We start from the raw sequence: 17156 nt of genomic DNA, 5'->3' as shown, positions 1-17156 counted from the left end.
TGACCCGGCATCGCTTGGCTGCAAGGATTCTGTTGATGAGCGAATGAATGACCTCCCCGAGAACGTACGGCGAAAGTGGGCAGTGTTGATTGCCGCGATCAGTAGCCGTTTACGCGTAGGCGGGCGTTAACCGCTTTGAGCGGCTTCAGTATATTTTTACTGATCCGGAATGTGGGTGGTACCACGTGGTGTATTATTGGTTATGATAATCCCTCGTCCCTGTTTTTTTATAAAACAGGACGAGGGATTTTTTGCTTTTTCTGCAATAGAAACAGATGAAGAGAACAGCTTTAGAGGGGTTATTTTTTAGGAGGGATAGACTGTGGCTAAAGAAAGATTCGAGAAACCAACAGGAACGCAGGACGTGCTTCCGGGTGCTGTGGAGAAATGGCAGTATATTGAGGGGAAGGCCAGAGATTTATGCCGCCGTTTTAACTACCGGGAAATTCGCACACCTATGTTTGAGCACACAGGGTTATTCGAACGTGGAGTAGGCGAAACAACGGATATTGTGGAAGGCGAAATGTATACGTTCAAGGACAAAGGCGACCGTGATTTGGCTCTTCGTCCAGAAGGAACAGCTGGTGTCGTGCGGGCTTACGTTCAGAACAAGCTATACGGTGAACCAGATGTAAGCAAGCTGTATTATATCGGACCTATGTTCCGTTATGAGCGTCCGCAGGCCGGAAGATATCGCCAGTTCCATCAGTTTGGGATTGAGGCGTTTGGGGCCGTGGATCCGGCTATTGATGCAGAAGTAATTTCTATGGGCTACCAATTCTATAAGGATCTAGGTCTTAAGGATGTAAGAGTGGAGCTTAATTCCGTGGGTAATGCACCAAGCCGTGCGGCTTACCGGGAGAAGCTGCTGGGATTCCTTAGACCGATGAAGGATAACCTCTGCAGTGATTGTCAGCGTCGAATCGAGCGTAATCCGCTTCGTGTACTGGATTGCAAGGTGGATCAGGATAAATTTACAGATGCGCCTTCCATTTTGGACAGTTTGGATGATGAATGCATAACTCATTTTGAGAAGGTTAAGATGCATCTCGACATCATGGGTGTGGAGTTCACGATTAATCCTCGTCTTGTACGTGGTTTGGATTATTACACGCATACTGCGTTTGAATATAAAGCAGCTGGCATTGGCTCTATTGATACCGTAGGCGGCGGAGGCCGTTACAACGGTTTGGTTGAAGAAATCGGTGGACCGGATCAACCGGGTATTGGTTTTGGGATCGGACTGGAGCGTATTCTTCTTATTCTGGAAGATCAGAAGGTAGAACTGGAGACTGCGAAGCCACTGGATGTGTATTTTGTAGCTCTTGGCGAAGAGGCTGACATTGAAATCTCCAAGCAGCTATACTTTCTGCGTAGCCAAGGGTTCTCGGCAGAACGCGACTACCTCGGCCGGAAGATGAAAGCACAGATGAAGTCAGCTGACCGTATGTCGGCACGTTATACTGCGATTCTTGGCGAAGACGAGCTGAAGAATGGTGTAATTGCGCTGAAGTCGATGAGTACAGGGGAACAGCAGACTGTGAAGCTCGAGGAGCTGGCTCAGGCGTTGGTATAGAAGAAGACTTTTTAAGTAGAAATGTATTTTTAAATAAAAAGGGGAATGGTGAATTATGCAAAGAAGTCATAACTGTGGGCAATTAACACCAGAACATATTGGACAAACGGTAACCTTGAACGGATGGGTCCAGACCCGTCGCGACCTTGGGGGCGTACTTTTTATTGACCTGCGTGACAGAAGCGGTATTGTGCAAGTTGTATTCAACCCGGACTACTCCGGCGAAGCACTGCAAATTGCGGATAAGGTTCGCAGTGAGTATGTTTTGGCTGTTAAAGGAAACGTGGTTAAACGTGATGAAGAAACCATTAACCGCAATCTGCCGACAGGTGAGATTGAAGTTCAAATTACAGACATCGAAGTGCTGAACGCTGCTAAGACCCCTCCATTCTTCATCGAAGATGGAGTGGAAGTAGACGAATCTCTTCGCCTGAAATATCGTTACTTGGATCTGCGTCGTCCAGAAATGCAAAAAACACTGTTGCTACGCTCGAAAGCTTCTAAGATTTTCCGCGATTTCCTTGACAGTGAAGGATTTATTGACGTAGAGACACCAATCCTAACTAAGAGCTCACCGGAAGGTGCACGTGATTATTTGGTGCCAAGCCGTGTGCATGAAGGCGAATTTTTCGCATTGCCACAATCTCCACAAATCTACAAGCAGCTGTTGATGGTCGGTGGCATTGAACGCTATTATCAAATTGCTCGTTGTTTCCGTGATGAAGATCTGCGTGCTGACCGCCAGCCGGAATTTACACAAGTGGACATTGAGACTTCATTCCTGTCTCAGGATGAGCTGCTTGGTATGATGGAAAACCTGATGCAACGTCTGTTTAAAGAAACTGTAGGAGCGGATATTCAGCTTCCATTCCAACGTTTGACTTATGCTGAGGCTATGGGCAAATACGGTTCAGACAAACCTGACCTGCGTTTTGGATTAGAGCTTGTAGAAATGAACGATATTGTTGCCACAAGTGGCGTAAAGGTATTTGCTTCCGTGATCGAAAAAGGCGGAGAAGTGAAATGTCTAAATGCTAAAGGCTGTGGGACTTGGACTCGTAAAGAAATCGATGATCTCGGACCTTATGCTGCGCGTTATGGAGCGAAAGGTTTGGCTTGGATTCAAGTGAAAGACGGCGAGTTCAAAGGGCCGATTGTCAAATTCTTCACTGAAGAAGAAATTGCCGCTGTGAAGGAGCGTACAGGCGCTGAAGAAGGCGACCTACTGTTGTTCTCCGCTGATACCAAAAAGGTTGTAGCGGACGTTCTAGGTGCCCTTCGTGTCAAAATCGGACGTCAGCTGGGTCTGATCGACGATAACGTGTTCAAGTTCGCTTGGGTGACTGACTTCCCATTGCTTGGTTATGATGAAGATCAGAAACGTTATGTAGCAGAACACCATCCGTTCACTCGTCCACGTGAAGAGGATCTGCATCTGTTCGACACAGATCCAGGTGCAATTCGTGCACAAGCCTACGATATCGTTCTGAACGGTTATGAAGTAGGCGGCGGCTCCATGCGGATTTACAAACGTGAAGTTCAGGAAAAAATGTTCCAAGCTCTCGGCTTCTCAGATGAGGTTGCTTACGAGAAATTTGGTTACCTGATGGATGCGTTCGAATATGGTACACCTCCACATGGTGGTATTGCCTTCGGTTTAGATCGTCTAATCATGCTGTTGGCGGGCCGTACAAATCTGCGCGAAACTATCGCATTCCCGAAAACGGCAAGTGCAACGGATCTGCTTATGGATGCACCTTCGCCAGTAGACGGTTCACAATTGGAGCAACTGCATATTAAGCTGGCTCTTAAACCAAAAAAAGAAAAAGAAAAAGAATAATTAAATAAAGCGGGCGAGGCAGATTTCTGCTTCGCCATAGCTTTTGAAGGAGGCTGACCTCATGCTGCATCAGTTCTCACGTACGGAACTGGCGATCGGACCGGAAGGTCTGGAGATTATGAAGAACAGCACAGTAGCGGTACTTGGTATCGGCGGTGTTGGCGGTATGGCTGTTGAGGCATTGGCTCGTAGCGGGATTGGGAGACTGATTCTGATTGATAAGGATTCCGTCGACATTACCAATGTGAATCGGCAGATCCATGCACTTACTACTACGGTTGGGCAAAAGAAAGCCGAACTGATGGTAGAGCGTGTGAAGCTGATTAATCCGGAATGTGAAGCGATTGCGCTGAACATGTTCTATACGGAAGAAACCTATGAGGAACTGTTCAAGCTGAAACCGGATTATGTGATTGATGCCTCAGATACGATTATCTACAAGGTCCATTTGATTAAAGAATGTCTGGCACGTGGAATTCCTATGATTTCAAGCATGGGTGCTGCCAACAAAATGGATCCTACAAGATTCCAGGTAGCGGACATTTCCAAGACAACGTATGATCCGATTGCCCGGGTCATTCGCCAAAAGCTGCGTAAGGATGGGATTAAGAAAGGCGTGAAGGTGGTTTTCTCTACGGAGCCGCCAATGAAGCCACGTCAGGATGTTACGGACAAAATTGTTCCGGAGAATGCACCGGATCGACGTAAAGCGAAACAACCGCCAGCCAGCAATTCATTTGTTCCACCGGTAGCCGGCCTAATTATGGTCAGCGTTGCCGTGCGTGATTTGCTTGAGGCTGGAGGCGTCAGCTTGTAAGTGAATCGCTGAGCTGAGGCTGTTTCAATTATAGTTATAGGATTAGAGTAATGGACAAAAGGGCGAGTAGCTGGAATCCGGCTGCGTACGCCCTTTTGTTGTCGTTAAACAGGCGGGGTCTGCAAGAAGCAGGCCACAAATAGGCATAATAGCTGAACCGGGATGAACGGCTGATTATTAGATTTATATTCCGGGTAATATCCGCCTGCGGAACTTAATATCAGTGGAGGTTTTTGTACATGAAATCGAATTTTTGGCGAAATAGTGTGGGGCTTGCGCCTGAGAATGACTGGAAACGGGAATGGGCTGCAGGGATTCTCTCCTATTTTGCTTCAGTTTATATTGTTATGGTAAATGCGACGATTCTCCATGACGCGGGGATGCCGCTTAGACCGGCAATGGTGGCTACACTGTTGACGGCAATTACCGGCTGTCTGCTGATGGCTTTTGGCGGGAAGACGCCTATCATCGTGGTTCCGGGGATGGGGATTAACGCATTTTTCACTTATACGCTTGTTCATTCCATGAAGCTGGACTGGAGAGAGGCGCTTACTGTAGTCGTTATAACAGGTGTGTTGTTCGCTATCGTGGCCTTCACATCACTTTATCGTATTCTTAGTGAGGCAATTCCCCAAAACCTGCAGCATGCCATTACAGTCGGTATAGGGCTGTTTCTGACTTTTATAGGGCTGCAAAAAAGCGGGATAGTGATTGCTCATCAGACTACTTTTGTTGCCATAGGACATTTTAGTGATCCAGCAGTTATTACATCCTGTGTGACTTTATTGCTGGCTCTAGTGTTATTTATCCGGGGAACTAACGGTGGCCTGCTGATAAGTATGCTGGTTGGTACAGGACTAGCCTATCTGCTGGGAGCTGCACATGCACCGGAAAAACAGGCCTCAGGGCATGTATTCTCAGGTTATGGCGGCCTATTTTTCGGAATGGACTGGAGCGGCATTGTGAGCCTGGTGTTCTGGATTGCTGTATTCCTGTTATTGTTAATCGTTGTATTTGAAAATATCGGTCTTGTAGCCTCGCAGACGATGATGGCAGGCCGTCCAGAACGCTTCAAAAGCAGCCTGCGTGCGCTCTCGCTTGCTAATATCGCCGCGGGTCTTTTCGGAAGTAGTCCGGTTGTGGCCGCTGCAGAATCTAATGCAGGAATAGCTGCGGGCGGGCGTTCAGGTCTCACCTCGTTGGTGACAGGGCTTCTATTCGGGGCGACCTTCCTATTTCTTCCGCTGTTATCCTATATTCCTGACAGTGCGATCGCACCGATCCTGATTGTGATCGGCGGGCTAATGGTACAGAATGTGCGTGAGATGGACTTGAGTGATTTGACCGAGCTGTTCCCGTCTTTTCTAATCATGGTTATGATTCCATTCACCTATAGCATCGTGGACGGTATGGCTTTTGGTTTTATTACCTACCCAATTGTGAAGCTGGCGTTGGGCAAAGGGAAGGAAGTGCCTCCTGCGCTGTATGGGATTGCTGGTTTGTTTGTGGCTAACTTTATTTTGCAGGCTGTGCTATAGTGCGGCATCCAGTTTCTTTGATTGCGAGGGACCTGTTGCACACTAATTAGCTCTATTAGCCAGCGTTGAAATCAAAGAGGTAAATGCCGTTGTGCCGCTGATTGGAGTCAAATGTGCGTAGATGTCAGAATCAAAAGGAAAAATACCGTTGATTCGAGCCAAATGCGTGGAAGAGTCGAAAACAAAGCTATAAATACCGTTGATTGGGGCTAAATGTGCGTAGACGCCGAAAACAGAGGCAAAAATGCCTCTGATGCGAGCCAAATGTGTGCGAACGCCGAAATCAAAGGCAAAAATGCCTCTGATGCGGGCCAAATGTGAGCGAACGCCGAAATCAAAGGCAAAAATGCCGCTGATTGGAGCGAAAGGTGCGTAGACGACGAAATCAAAGGGATAAATACCGCTGATTGGAGCGAAATGCACGTAGACGACGAAATCAAAGGGATAAATACCGTAGATTGGAGCTAAATGTGTGGAAACGCCGAAAACAGAAGCAAAAATGCCTCTGATTGGAGCCAAATGCATGCGAACGCCAAAACCAAAGGCAAAAATGCCTTGGGTTTGTCCCAAACATTTGACGCTTGTGAATGCTAAGGAGCACTAAAGGGCTTTAGGTTGGAGAACTTATAAGTTTAGTCAAATCATTTGAAAGATTTGGTATTTAAGCGCTGATTGTGCTACAATGGGTATCCTTTTGCGTGAGAAATGGGCGTAGGAGCATGAAAATTTAAGCTCGATAAACTTTTAGGAGGTAACTGAAATTGGAAGACAACTTTCAAAGTGCCTATCAAGAGGAAGAAGACAGGCTGAATCAAGCGCTTACTGAAATTGACACTTTGCTGGAGAAGCTCCAACAGACACCAGTGTACACGGGACATGACTATACGGAACAGGTGCTGGAAGCGAACCGTGATCAGAAGCGCAAAGATCTTGCCAAGCTTAGGCAGGAGCCTTATTTCGGACGGCTTGATTTTCAAGGCAATGATGAGAATGAACGGAAGGCACTCTATATAGGCAAAATCGGCGTAGACCGTGAGCAGGTAAGCGACCGTCCGCTAGTCATCGACTGGCGCGCACCGGTAGCAAGCCTGTTCTATTCGTTTACCGGCGGTACGGAGCCAGCCTCCTATGAAGCTCCTGAGGGACTAATAGAGGGGCTGGTATACCTCAAACGCAACGTGGTGATTCGGAAGCAAATTCTGGAGCGGGTCGCGGATACGTACAATCGGGAAAGCGATGCACCGATAGTATCAGATGAGTTTCTCGTCTATCGACTTGGGGAGAACAAGGATAATCGTCTCCGGGATATCGTATCGACCATTCAAGAGGAGCAGGACAAAATTATCCGTGCTGCCAAGAATACAGCGCTGATCATTCAGGGCGTGGCAGGAAGCGGTAAAACAACCGTTGCACTGCACAGGCTTGCTTTTCTGCTGTATCAATATAAGGATCAGGTTTCTGCGGAAAAAATGATCATTTTTGCACCAAACCGGATGTTTTTGGATTACATCTCGGATGTATTGCCTGAGCTCGGGGTAGGTAATATTGCTCAAAGTACATTTCCGGATTGGGCGGCTAATGTACTAGGACTGGAATTGCCGGAACAGGATGCGACGGAGACGATGAACCGCTGGTTCGAAACCCCTGGCGGCATGCCGGTAATTACAGAAGAGACACCGGGGCGTTTCAAGGGTTCCACGGTGCTGATGGGAATCATAGAGTCCAGCATCAAGCTATTGGAAAGCAGCTCTGTACCTGAGGGTGATTTTAGCCCGTGGGAGGGTGCCGTGCTACGCCGTTCTATGATTTTGCGCTGGCATAATGAGGAGTATGCTCCCTATCCTCCAGCCAAGCGCAAGGAACGGGTAATGGCGCGGATTCATCGCTGGATTGAGATGGAACTGAAGAAGAGTCCTTCAGCTGCTGCTATGAAGGATCGCAAGAAAAAAGGCGCGCAGCGAGAGAAGGCTTATAGTGCCAAATGGCCTAAATATGATCCATTAACGATCTATAAGCAAATTTTCCGAGCAGCTAAACTTCCTGAGGATTGGCCGGTTGAACCACCTGAGAAAATTCCGGCAGCTGTACTGAAGGAAACGGCAAAAGAGCTGAAAAAAGGCATCATACGTGAAGAGGATTTACCTCCGTTGCTGTATATCCATTATCTTTTAAACGGCGATGAGGGTGTTACTCGCTTTGACCATGTAGTAATTGATGAGGCACAGGATTTTTCACCTTTCCAAATTGCCGTTCTGGATTTATATGTGCGAGGCCATTCCTTTACGATCCTAGGTGATCTCTCGCAGGGCATACATGCCTATAAAGGCGTACACGCGTGGGAAGAGATGCAGACGTTGTTTACCCCTGAGAACACGGCTTATCACGCGCTGACACGCAGCTATCGTTCTACTATGGAAATTATAGACTTCGCTAATGGAATTCTATCGTCAGGTGTGGAAAGCTCATTACTGGCCGTTCCTGTGTTTCGTAGTGGAGATCCCGTGCGTATGATCGCCTACGGCGAGGATCACGGGGAACTGGTGGCTGATGAGCAAGCTCGCTTGCGGACAATAACCTCTGCACTGAAGTCTCTGTCAGGAAGGGAATACCGTACGGTGGCTGTCCTAACAAGAAATCTTCATGAGGCTGCAGAACTATATGCGGAGCTGGCACAGCATTTTGAAGATATTCATCTGATTGATGGCAGTATGACCCAATATCAGGGTGGGCTATCGGTGCTGCCTGTCTATTTATCAAAAGGTTTGGAGTTCGATGCAGTGATCTTAGCAGATGCCGATCAAGACCATTACGGAGCGACGGCTTGGGACGCGAAGCTGATGTATGTCGGCTGTACACGTGCTCTCCATGAGCTGTGGCTGCTCCATAATGGGGAAGTTCCTTCCTATGTGCAAACGGCGGCTGGAAGCGATTCTGAGGGGGAGTAAGACTGGTGGAGAATGGTTATAACTGTTCTTGGTCTTGTAACTCACCCATAGGTATGGCTTAATAATAAGTGTCCGGCCGGGCAAGAACACTTCTGGAAGGAGGCTGATTGAAATGATTTCAGTATACGAGGTGGTTTCCGTCTAAGACGGAAACCTGCTTAAAGCGAGGAGGCCTTATGGCCTCCTTATTACTAACATAAGAAATACCACACTTATCCATAAGAACGAAATTTATGAAATCGAATGTAGACGCTACCAAAAGGTTTTTATATAATGAAATTACGGATTTTTCCAAATATGAGGAGAAGAAAGGAGGCAGGTGACGTGATTATAACTAAAAACTTAGTTGACCGACGCATAGGGACACACCTGTTGAAGGAGGAAATGCAAGTTGAGTTATGTAAATGGGAAGGATGTGCTCCCCCCTGGCTTGCTCGAAGAGCTTCAGGGATACATCCAAGGTGAACTGCTCTACATCCCAAAGAAGACAGAAGAGCGGGTTCGATGGGGCGAGAACAGCGGTTCGAGGAAAGAAATAGCGAACCGGAACAAGGAAATTTTCAGTTGTCATCGAAGCGGTGATTCCGTAGCTGAACTTCAGAAGAAGTACCATCTATCGGAAGAAAGCATTCGTAAAATCATATCAAAAATGCGGCTGGCAGTAAATTGCTAGCTTGCAATTCAAGCATAAACGCCTCTGGTGTCCTTAGAAGGACGGTAAGCGTTATGCGAGAAATCATAAGGATAAAGTATAGCGTGAAACCTATACTTTCTTATATTTTGAAAAAAGAGCATGGCTCCCGCCTTTCTAAGACGAGATCATGCTCTTTTTATTTTGGCGCAAAATAAGTCTATGCTGATACTATTACCTTGACCCGGCAGGACCTCCTAATCCTTCCCTGTGATATGGTATGATAGAAAGGGATTTACATTGAGCTTTTACAAGAATATAGCAAGGAAGTGGAGTTATGGATTTATTTTCTTTCGGAGAGGACACCGGGGGCGGACGGCTGCTTGCGGACCGGATGAGACCGGAGAATCTTGATGAATATATTGGTCAAGAGCATATCATAGGCCGGGGGAAGCTGCTGCGAAGAGCGATTGAGGCGGATCAAGTTTCTTCGATATTGCTCTATGGTCCCCCGGGATGCGGCAAGACGACACTCGCGCATATTATTTCTCATCACACGCAAGGAGAGTTCGTACGTCTGAATGCGGTGGAAGCTACCGTGAAGGATGTACGGGAGGTTATTGAACGAGCTCAGAACAATCAAACATTGTACGGCACTAAGACGATCCTGTTCCTGGATGAGGTGCATCGATTTAATAGCTCACGCCAGGATGCGCTTTTGCCAGCGGTAGAAAAAGGGACCATCACCTTCATTGGAGCGACTACAGAGAACCCGTTCCATTATGTTAATGGGGCGCTTATGAGCCGCTCTACCTTATTTCAGCTGGAGGCATTAACAAGTGAACACAGTCTGATCGCGATGCGCAGAGCGTTGGCGGACAAAGATAAAGGTCTTGGATTTATGGAGCTTCAGGTCGATGAGGAGGCTTTGTTGCATATTGCAACAATGGCTAATGGAGACATCCGGCGGGCACTAAATGCGCTGGAGCTGGCAGCCCTGACTACCGTGCCGCAAGTTGATGGAAGTGTTCATATCACTTTGGAGGTGGCGGAAGAATCCATTCGGCGCCCTATTGTGAAGGCTGATGAATCGACGCAGTATGATGTGCTATCCGCTTTTCATAAAAGTATTCGCGGTTCCAGCGACGCCGCGTTGTTCTGGTTTCTGTATGCGGTAGAAAAGCTTGGAATGGACCCTATGACTTTTATTCGGCGCCTGATTGCAGCCAGCAGTGAGGATATTGGCTTGGCTAATCCCCAAGCTATGGTTCAAGCGGTGAGTGCGCTGGATGCCTATCGAAACAATGGTTGGCCAGAGGCGAAGCTGAACATTGCCCAAGCTATTCTTTTTGCAGTGGAAAGTCCGAAGTCTAATGCTGTGGTTATGGCTATTTCCAATGCAATGGCAAGTATGGATGAGATCAAATCAGCGGAGGTACCGCTGCATCTGCGTGATACGCACTATAAAGGTGCAACTGCGTTAGGACATGAAGGATATCAATATCCGCACAATTTTCCGGGGCATTATGTGAAGCAAGAGTATTTACCTAAGGAGATTTCTCAGCGTGTTTTTTATCAAGCTACTGAGCAAGGCAATGAGATTAAGATTCGTCATAATCAAAAGCTTCGACGGGAGCAGTAAGCAGCTAGCGACTGTAATACCTTCCAATTTCATGCTGGAAAGCCAAAGATTTTAACTTTCATTCGAACTAAAAAATTCCCAAAAAAAGGCGGCCTAGAGCCGTTTTTTTGTTGCCTACGTTACTTTTAATCACATCGATTGAAAATTTTTTATAGGAAAAGATTGATAATTTACCATAAGTTAATTAAAATGAACTACAAAGTTACGAGATGTTCATTTTTATTTCCGATTGAACTACTGGTAGTATTCTTAATGGTGTTAATTATCATCACATTGGTTATTTCAAAATGTTTCATGAAAATCAACACTATTTATATCAAAATTTACATAATATTTTCATTGTGTTAATTTTGAAATCCTTGTCGTTAGGGTGATGAATATGGGCGAAGAACTACTAGAAATCAAAAATTTGTCGACATCGTTCAGAATTGCAGACGACTATTATGCTGCGGTTGATGATGTTACCCTGTCTGTTCGCAAAAATGAAATTCTGGCTATCGTTGGAGAGTCTGGTTCAGGAAAAAGTGCGCTCGCCTTTTCAATTATGGGGCTGCACACCAGAGCCAAAATTGACGGACAAATCAAATACAAGGGCCAGGACATCGTTACCATGTCTCCTGCTGCACTAAACAAGCTGCGCGGCCAAGAAATGTCTATGATTTTTCAAGATCCTTTATCCGCTTTAAACCCGCTAATGATCATCGGTTCACAGATTGAAGAAGTACTTATCCTACATGATTCCAAGCTTTCTAAGAAACAGCGAAAAGAGAAGGTCATTGATCTTTTGACCAAGGTTGGAATTTCCCGTCCCGAGCATACATATCAGCAGTACCCCCACGAATTATCCGGTGGCATGAGGCAGCGGGTGGTTATCGCCATTGCGATAGCCAATGGGCCCAAGCTTTTGATCGCCGACGAACCTACTACAGCACTAGATGTGACTATCCAATTACAAATCCTTGAACTTATTAAAAAATTAAAAAACGATATGGAAGCAGGCATTATCTTAATCACTCATGACTTAGGGGTTGTAAGCGAAATGGCTGACCGTGTTGCGGTGATGTATGCCGGACAAATCGTCGAAATCGCAGATATTTTTACGTTGACGTCTAATCCGAAACATCCGTATACGAGATCCTTATTGAACTCCATTCCAACGGCAAAAGAAGAGAAATCCAGATTGCATGTGATTCAGGGGATTGTTCCACCACTGCAAAACCTTCCGCGTAAGGGCTGCCGTTTCTCGGCACGGACGCCTTGGATACCTGAATCGGAGCATGAGGAGAACCCACAGCTGCATGAAGTCGCACCCGGACATTTCGTTCGCTGCACCTGTTATAACAATTTCCATTTCCCTGATACTAACGAGGAGGCAATCCACAATGGGACTTCTTGAGGTTAAAAATTTAGCAGTACATTTTCCGATCCACGGCGGTGTTTTTCGAAGGGAAGTTGGCGTAGTTAAGGCTGTCGATAATGTTAATTTTACCATTGAAGCTGGGCAAACCTATGGTCTGGTTGGTGAATCTGGTTCCGGAAAGACGACAACGGGGCGCGCGATTATAGGTCTTAATTCTATTACTAGCGGCAGCGTGATTTTTGAAGGGCAAGATTTGGCTTTGAGGGGTGTTCGTAAGCAAAGAAATGTCCGCAAAGACATTCAAATGATCTTTCAGGATCCGTACTCTTCCTTAAATCCTAAGAAGCGTGTACTCGATATTATTGCAGAACCGTTGCGTAATTTCGAAAAAATGTCTCCAGGGGAAGAAAAACGCCGGGTGCAGGAATTGCTTTTACAGGTAGGCTTAAGTCCTGAGAACATCCTGAAATATCCGCATGAATTTTCTGGCGGCCAGCGGCAGCGGATCGGAATTGCCAGAGCCATTGCACTCAAGCCAAAACTTATTATTGCTGACGAGCCGGTATCTGCGCTCGATGTCTCTGTACAGGCACAGGTGCTGAACTTCATGCAGGACATTCAAAAAGAGCTGAATCTTACTTTTCTATTTATCAGTCATGATCTCGGGATCATCAGGCATATGTGCGATCACATAGGGATTATGTATAAAGGACGACATGTGGAGCAAGGGACTGCTAAAGATATTTTTGACAATCCTCAGCATATTTATACCAAACGACTCATTGCTGCCATTCCTGATATTGATCCGAAACAGAGAGAAAGGCAGACGGAATTTAGAAAATCAGTAAGCAAGGAATATGAACAAGCGCACCGGAATTATTTTGATGAAGAAGGCATGGCTTATCCATTAAAATCAATTTCCGAGACTCATCTGGTAGCCTTGCCTGAGAAAGGTTGAGAATATGTGGAAGATTATCGTTCGTAGAATTCTTATAATGATCCCTCAAGTAGTTCTATTAAGTATTCTTGTTTTTCTTATGGCGAAGGCGATGCCTGGTGACGCACTTTCAGGAATGCTTGATCCGAATATTGATCCGGCGGCCATTGATGCGATGAGAGAAAAGCTCGGTCTAAATGATCCATGGTATATCCAGTACTGGGATTGGATCACTAAAGCGATACAAGGGGATTTCGGCCAGTCCTTCCGTTTCAAAATGCCGGTCTCAGAGCTAATCGGTCAACGCCTGATGAATACCCTTTGGCTGGCCATTGTTACGCTGATTCTTACATACCTTATTGCTATCCCGCTTGGTATTACCAGCGGACGTTATAACGATTCGTGGCTGGATCGCTTGATAACTGGCTATACCTATATTGGATTTGCTGCACCGTTGTTTATTTTTGCACTCTTAATGGTATGGGTTTTCGGGTTTCATTTTCATTGGTTTCCTACCAGCGGCAGTGTCAGTCCCGGGGAAGTTCCAGGTACACTAAGTCACTTCTGGAGTAAATTCTATCATCTGCTTCTGCCTGCGCTATCTATGGCGCTAATTGCAACGGTTGGGACCGTACAATATCTGAGAAATGAGATCATTGATACGAAGCAAAAAGATTTCATTCTCACTGCTAGAGCTAAAGGGGCTTCGGAGTCACGCGTATACAATCGTCATATTTTGAGAAACTCCTTGCTGCCGATCGCTGCATTTTTTGGATATGAGATCACTGGGCTAATCGGTGGTACGGTGTTCGTTGAAACGATCTTCAGCTATCCAGGAATGGGTTTGCTGTTTCTAAGTTCGATAACGATCCGGGATTTCAGCGTGGTAACAGCCCTCGTTCTTCTGTATGGGGTTGCTTCCATCGTCGGTGCGTTGTTATCAGACATTATTTTAAGTATCGTAGATCCTCGTATCCGGATTAAATAAGAAGATGAACACTTTGGGGTGAATGAAATGGCAAAGACGAGCGCAGAGATAGCTCTGCTGCAGGAAACTGATAAAAGTCCATCGGGCTTCAAAATTGTTTGGCGGGAGATGGTGCGGGATAAGCTGGCACTGGTCTCATTGATTTTCCTATTTACGATTATTGCTGCTGTATATGGGATCTCCTTATTTTTAGATCAGAAAGAAATTGTCACGGTTGACTTGTTCGCCCTATATGAGAAGCCTTCGGCTGTGCATTGGCTGGGGACTGATTATGGAGGCCGGGATGTATTCGGTCAATTAATTATAGGAACACGAAATTCCATGTCTATTGCCTTTATGGTTACATTTTTTACGGGAATTATCGGTATTCTGGTAGGTTTAGTCTCAGGTTACTTTGGGGGAACGGTAGATAATGTCGCGATGCGTATTGTGGATTTCTTCATGATTCTACCTTTTCTAATGATTGTTATAGCTTTTGTCAGCGCAGTTCCTAAATACAATACGTTGACCTTCTCTTTTATCATGACAGCATTTCTTTGGATGGGGATTGCCAGGCTCATTCGTTCCAAGACATTGCAAGAGAAGGAATTGGATTATGTTCAGGCATCTAAGACCCTAGGCTCCTCCAATCTAAAAATTATGTTCACGCAAGTTCTGCCGAACTTAAGCTCAATCATTATCGTAACAATGACCTTGAATCTGGCAGCGAATATTGGATTGGAATCAGGCCTATCCTTTCTAGGTTTTGGTTTTCCAGAAAGTACACCCAGTCTGGGTACTCTAGTAAGCTATGCGAGAAATCCGCAGACTCTTGAGTTCAGATGGTGGATCTGGTTACCCGCATCATTGCTGATCCTGGTATTGATGTTGAGTATAAATAATGTGGGTCAAGCGCTTAAACGTGCGACCGACGCAAGACAAAGAAAAGGATAATAAGGGAGGAAATGATTAAATGAGAAAAGCCATTCGTTCAAAAGCTTTACTAGTTTCATTAATGTTTGTAATGTTGTTCGCTCTTGCGGCTTGCGGCTCCAAGAACAACAACGAAGCGGCTGAATCAACAGCAGCTCCTAGCGCCAGCGCACCTGCGGCAACCGCAGAAGCCACGGCCGCGCCTGAGGCAGAAGATGGACTTTATAACATTAAAGATTTCAGTAACGTTAAGACTAACCAAGGTGAAGCTATTGACGGAGGGACAATTACATTTGGACTTGTTTCCGATAGTCCATTTGAAGGCACTTTGAACTGGAACTTCTATTCTGGAGATCCGGATGCTCAAGTTCTGAACTGGTTTGATGAAGGTTTGTTAACTTGGGATAAAGACTATGTTTATACTAATGATGGTGCGGCTACTTATGAAGTTGCAGAAGATGGACGTACCTTTACCTTTACGATTCGCGACAATGTAAACTGGCAGGATGGTAAACCAGTAACCGCTGAAGACTGGTTGTTCGCCCATGAAGTTATTGGTAATCCTGCTTATGATGGTCCTCGTTACGGTTCTGACTTCACTAATATTGAAGGCATGGATGAGTACCATTCCGGTAAGGCCAAGACCATATCCGGGATTAAAGTGCTGGGTGATAAGAAACTGCAAATTACTTATAAGCAATCTACACCTTCCTTGTTAACGGGTAGTGTATGGATTTATCCATTAGCCAAACATATCTTTGGCGGCATGGATGTTGCCAAAATCTCCTCTTCGCCTGAAGTCCGCCAAAAGCCAATTGGCTTCGGAGCTTTTAAAGTTGAGAGTATCGTTCCTGGTGAGTCTGTAGTATTTGTTAAGAATGAAGATTACTGGCGCGGAGCCCCTAAACTGGATAAAGTAATTTTGAAGGTCATCAACCCAACAACAATTGTACAAGAACTGAAATCTGGTGGAGTTGACTTGGTGGATTCCTTCCCTATTGATCAATACCCTGATAATGCAAAGATGTCAAACGTTGAATTCCTGGGTGCGGTTGATCGTGCTTATACGTATATAGGCTTTAAGCTTGGTAAATGGGATGCAACGAAAAAAGAGGTTGTTACCGATCCTAAAGCTAAAATGGCGGATGTGAATCTTCGTAAAGCAATGTGGGCAGCGGTTGACAATGATACTGTTGGTAAAAAGTTCTATAATGGTCTGCGTTGGAATGCGACTACCTTAATTCCACCTTCCCATCCTGAATTCCATGATGCTTCCAATCCAGGTGTAGCTTATGATCCAGAAGCAGCTAAGAAGATCCTGGATGACGCTGGTTACAAACTAAACGGTGAATTTAGAACGAATCCAGATGGCAGCGAGCTGAAGATTAATTTCATTTCGATGACTGGAGGAGACATTGCTGAGCCGTTGGCTCAATATTATGTACAATCCTGGAAAGCGATTGGTCTGAATGTAACTTTGGAAATGGTAGAGTTTAATACCTTCTATGATCGCATAGGTCAAAATGGTGAGGATGATCCTACTGTTGATGTGTACCAAGGCGCTTGGGGTGTAGGGATTGACGTTGACCCATCAGGTCTGTATGGCAAAGATGCAATCTACAACTTCCCACGTTACTCGAGTGCAGAGAACGATCGTTTGCTTGCCGAAGGGATCTCCGAGGCTGCATTTGATGTAGATAAACGTAAAGAAATCTATAAAGAGTGGCAACAATTTATGGTTGACGAGATTCCAGTATTCCCAACACTTTATCGTGCTGTAATCGTGCCGGTTAATAACCGCGTCCTGAATTATTGGGCTGTTGGTGATGGAGTTGGAATCTATTATAACGACATTGCGGTTTCTGCAGATAAAGCTGCGGTAGCTCAGTAAGAGGGTATTAATGAACAGCAGTTCAAGGAGAAATCCTGAGCTGCTGTTTTTTTATTTTTCATTAAATTAACAATAATTC

At 45.6% G+C, this 17156-nt stretch carries 13 protein-coding genes; 12 read left to right on the top strand and 1 reads right to left on the bottom strand.

Translation table 11 applies throughout. The annotated features are described in order from the left end of the window. Positions 1 to 322: 322 nt before the first annotated feature. From hisS to MKZ09_RS26600, 4 genes are all read left to right on the top strand, one after another. Entirely contained in the window at positions 323 to 1576 is a 1254-nt protein-coding gene (gene hisS, locus MKZ09_RS26615; RefSeq protein WP_036677635.1) for a histidine--tRNA ligase, read from the top strand. Positions 1577 to 1631: 55 nt separating this feature from the next. Beyond that, the gene (gene aspS, locus MKZ09_RS26610) at positions 1632 to 3416 is read left to right on the top strand and encodes an aspartate--tRNA ligase (RefSeq protein WP_076137423.1); all 1785 of its coding nucleotides are present in this window, start codon (positions 1632 to 1634) and stop codon (positions 3414 to 3416) included. A gap of 61 nt (positions 3417 to 3477) precedes the next feature. Further along, complete coding sequence (locus MKZ09_RS26605; protein ID WP_076137421.1) at positions 3478 to 4233, top strand: tRNA threonylcarbamoyladenosine dehydratase; 756 nt, start codon at positions 3478 to 3480, stop codon at positions 4231 to 4233. Positions 4234 to 4472: 239 nt separating this feature from the next. Continuing rightward, positions 4473 to 5771, top strand: coding sequence for an NCS2 family permease (locus MKZ09_RS26600; RefSeq protein ID WP_036677630.1), 1299 nt, complete (start codon positions 4473 to 4475; stop codon positions 5769 to 5771). A 42-nt stretch (positions 5772 to 5813) separates the two neighbouring features. Here the strand turns inward: MKZ09_RS26600 and MKZ09_RS26595 are convergent, their stop codons facing one another. Beyond that, the gene (locus MKZ09_RS26595) at positions 5814 to 6341 is read right to left on the bottom strand and encodes a hypothetical protein (protein WP_076206452.1); all 528 of its coding nucleotides are present in this window, start codon (positions 6339 to 6341) and stop codon (positions 5814 to 5816) included. Between the two features lie 191 nt (positions 6342 to 6532). Between MKZ09_RS26595 and MKZ09_RS26590 the strand changes: the two genes are divergently transcribed. The 8 genes from MKZ09_RS26590 (at position 6533) to MKZ09_RS26555 (ending at position 17077) form a co-directional block, all read left to right on the top strand. Then, positions 6533 to 8716 carry a HelD family protein gene (locus MKZ09_RS26590; RefSeq protein WP_076206450.1) on the top strand — a complete coding sequence of 728 codons (2184 nt, stop codon included), beginning with the start codon at positions 6533 to 6535 and terminating at the stop codon, positions 8714 to 8716. A 391-nt stretch (positions 8717 to 9107) separates the two neighbouring features. After that, positions 9108 to 9389 carry a CD3324 family protein gene (locus MKZ09_RS26585; RefSeq protein ID WP_076129667.1) on the top strand — a complete coding sequence of 94 codons (282 nt, stop codon included), beginning with the start codon at positions 9108 to 9110 and terminating at the stop codon, positions 9387 to 9389. 295 nt (positions 9390 to 9684) lie between these two features. Next, positions 9685 to 10989 (top strand): replication-associated recombination protein A, encoded by a 1305-nt coding sequence (locus MKZ09_RS26580; RefSeq protein WP_076206448.1) that lies wholly within the window; start codon positions 9685 to 9687, stop codon positions 10987 to 10989. A gap of 379 nt (positions 10990 to 11368) precedes the next feature. After that, positions 11369 to 12385 (top strand): ABC transporter ATP-binding protein, encoded by a 1017-nt coding sequence (locus MKZ09_RS26575; protein WP_036677618.1) that lies wholly within the window; start codon positions 11369 to 11371, stop codon positions 12383 to 12385. Then, positions 12372 to 13307 (top strand): ABC transporter ATP-binding protein, encoded by a 936-nt coding sequence (locus tag MKZ09_RS26570; RefSeq protein ID WP_076137415.1) that lies wholly within the window; start codon positions 12372 to 12374, stop codon positions 13305 to 13307. The genes MKZ09_RS26575 and MKZ09_RS26570 overlap by 14 nt, the downstream gene beginning before the upstream one ends. A gap of 4 nt (positions 13308 to 13311) precedes the next feature. Then, complete coding sequence (opp4B, locus tag MKZ09_RS26565) at positions 13312 to 14274, top strand: oligopeptide ABC transporter permease (RefSeq protein WP_036677612.1); 963 nt, start codon at positions 13312 to 13314, stop codon at positions 14272 to 14274. Between the two features lie 27 nt (positions 14275 to 14301). After that, positions 14302 to 15207, top strand: a complete 906-nt coding sequence (locus MKZ09_RS26560; protein WP_076129671.1) for an ABC transporter permease — start codon at positions 14302 to 14304, stop codon at positions 15205 to 15207. 19 nt (positions 15208 to 15226) lie between these two features. After that, on the top strand, positions 15227 to 17077 hold the full coding sequence (locus MKZ09_RS26555) for an oligopeptide ABC transporter substrate-binding protein (protein ID WP_076137413.1): 1851 nt from the start codon (positions 15227 to 15229) through the stop codon (positions 17075 to 17077). Positions 17078 to 17156: the final 79 nt, after the last annotated feature.

It is taken from the genome of Paenibacillus sp. FSL R5-0908 (genome assembly GCF_038006245.1).
Classification (GTDB): domain Bacteria; phylum Bacillota; class Bacilli; order Paenibacillales; family Paenibacillaceae; genus Paenibacillus_AQ; species Paenibacillus_AQ odorifer.
The sequence above is the reverse complement of the archived record's forward strand: the minus strand, read 5'-3'. Positions and strand labels throughout refer to the sequence as shown.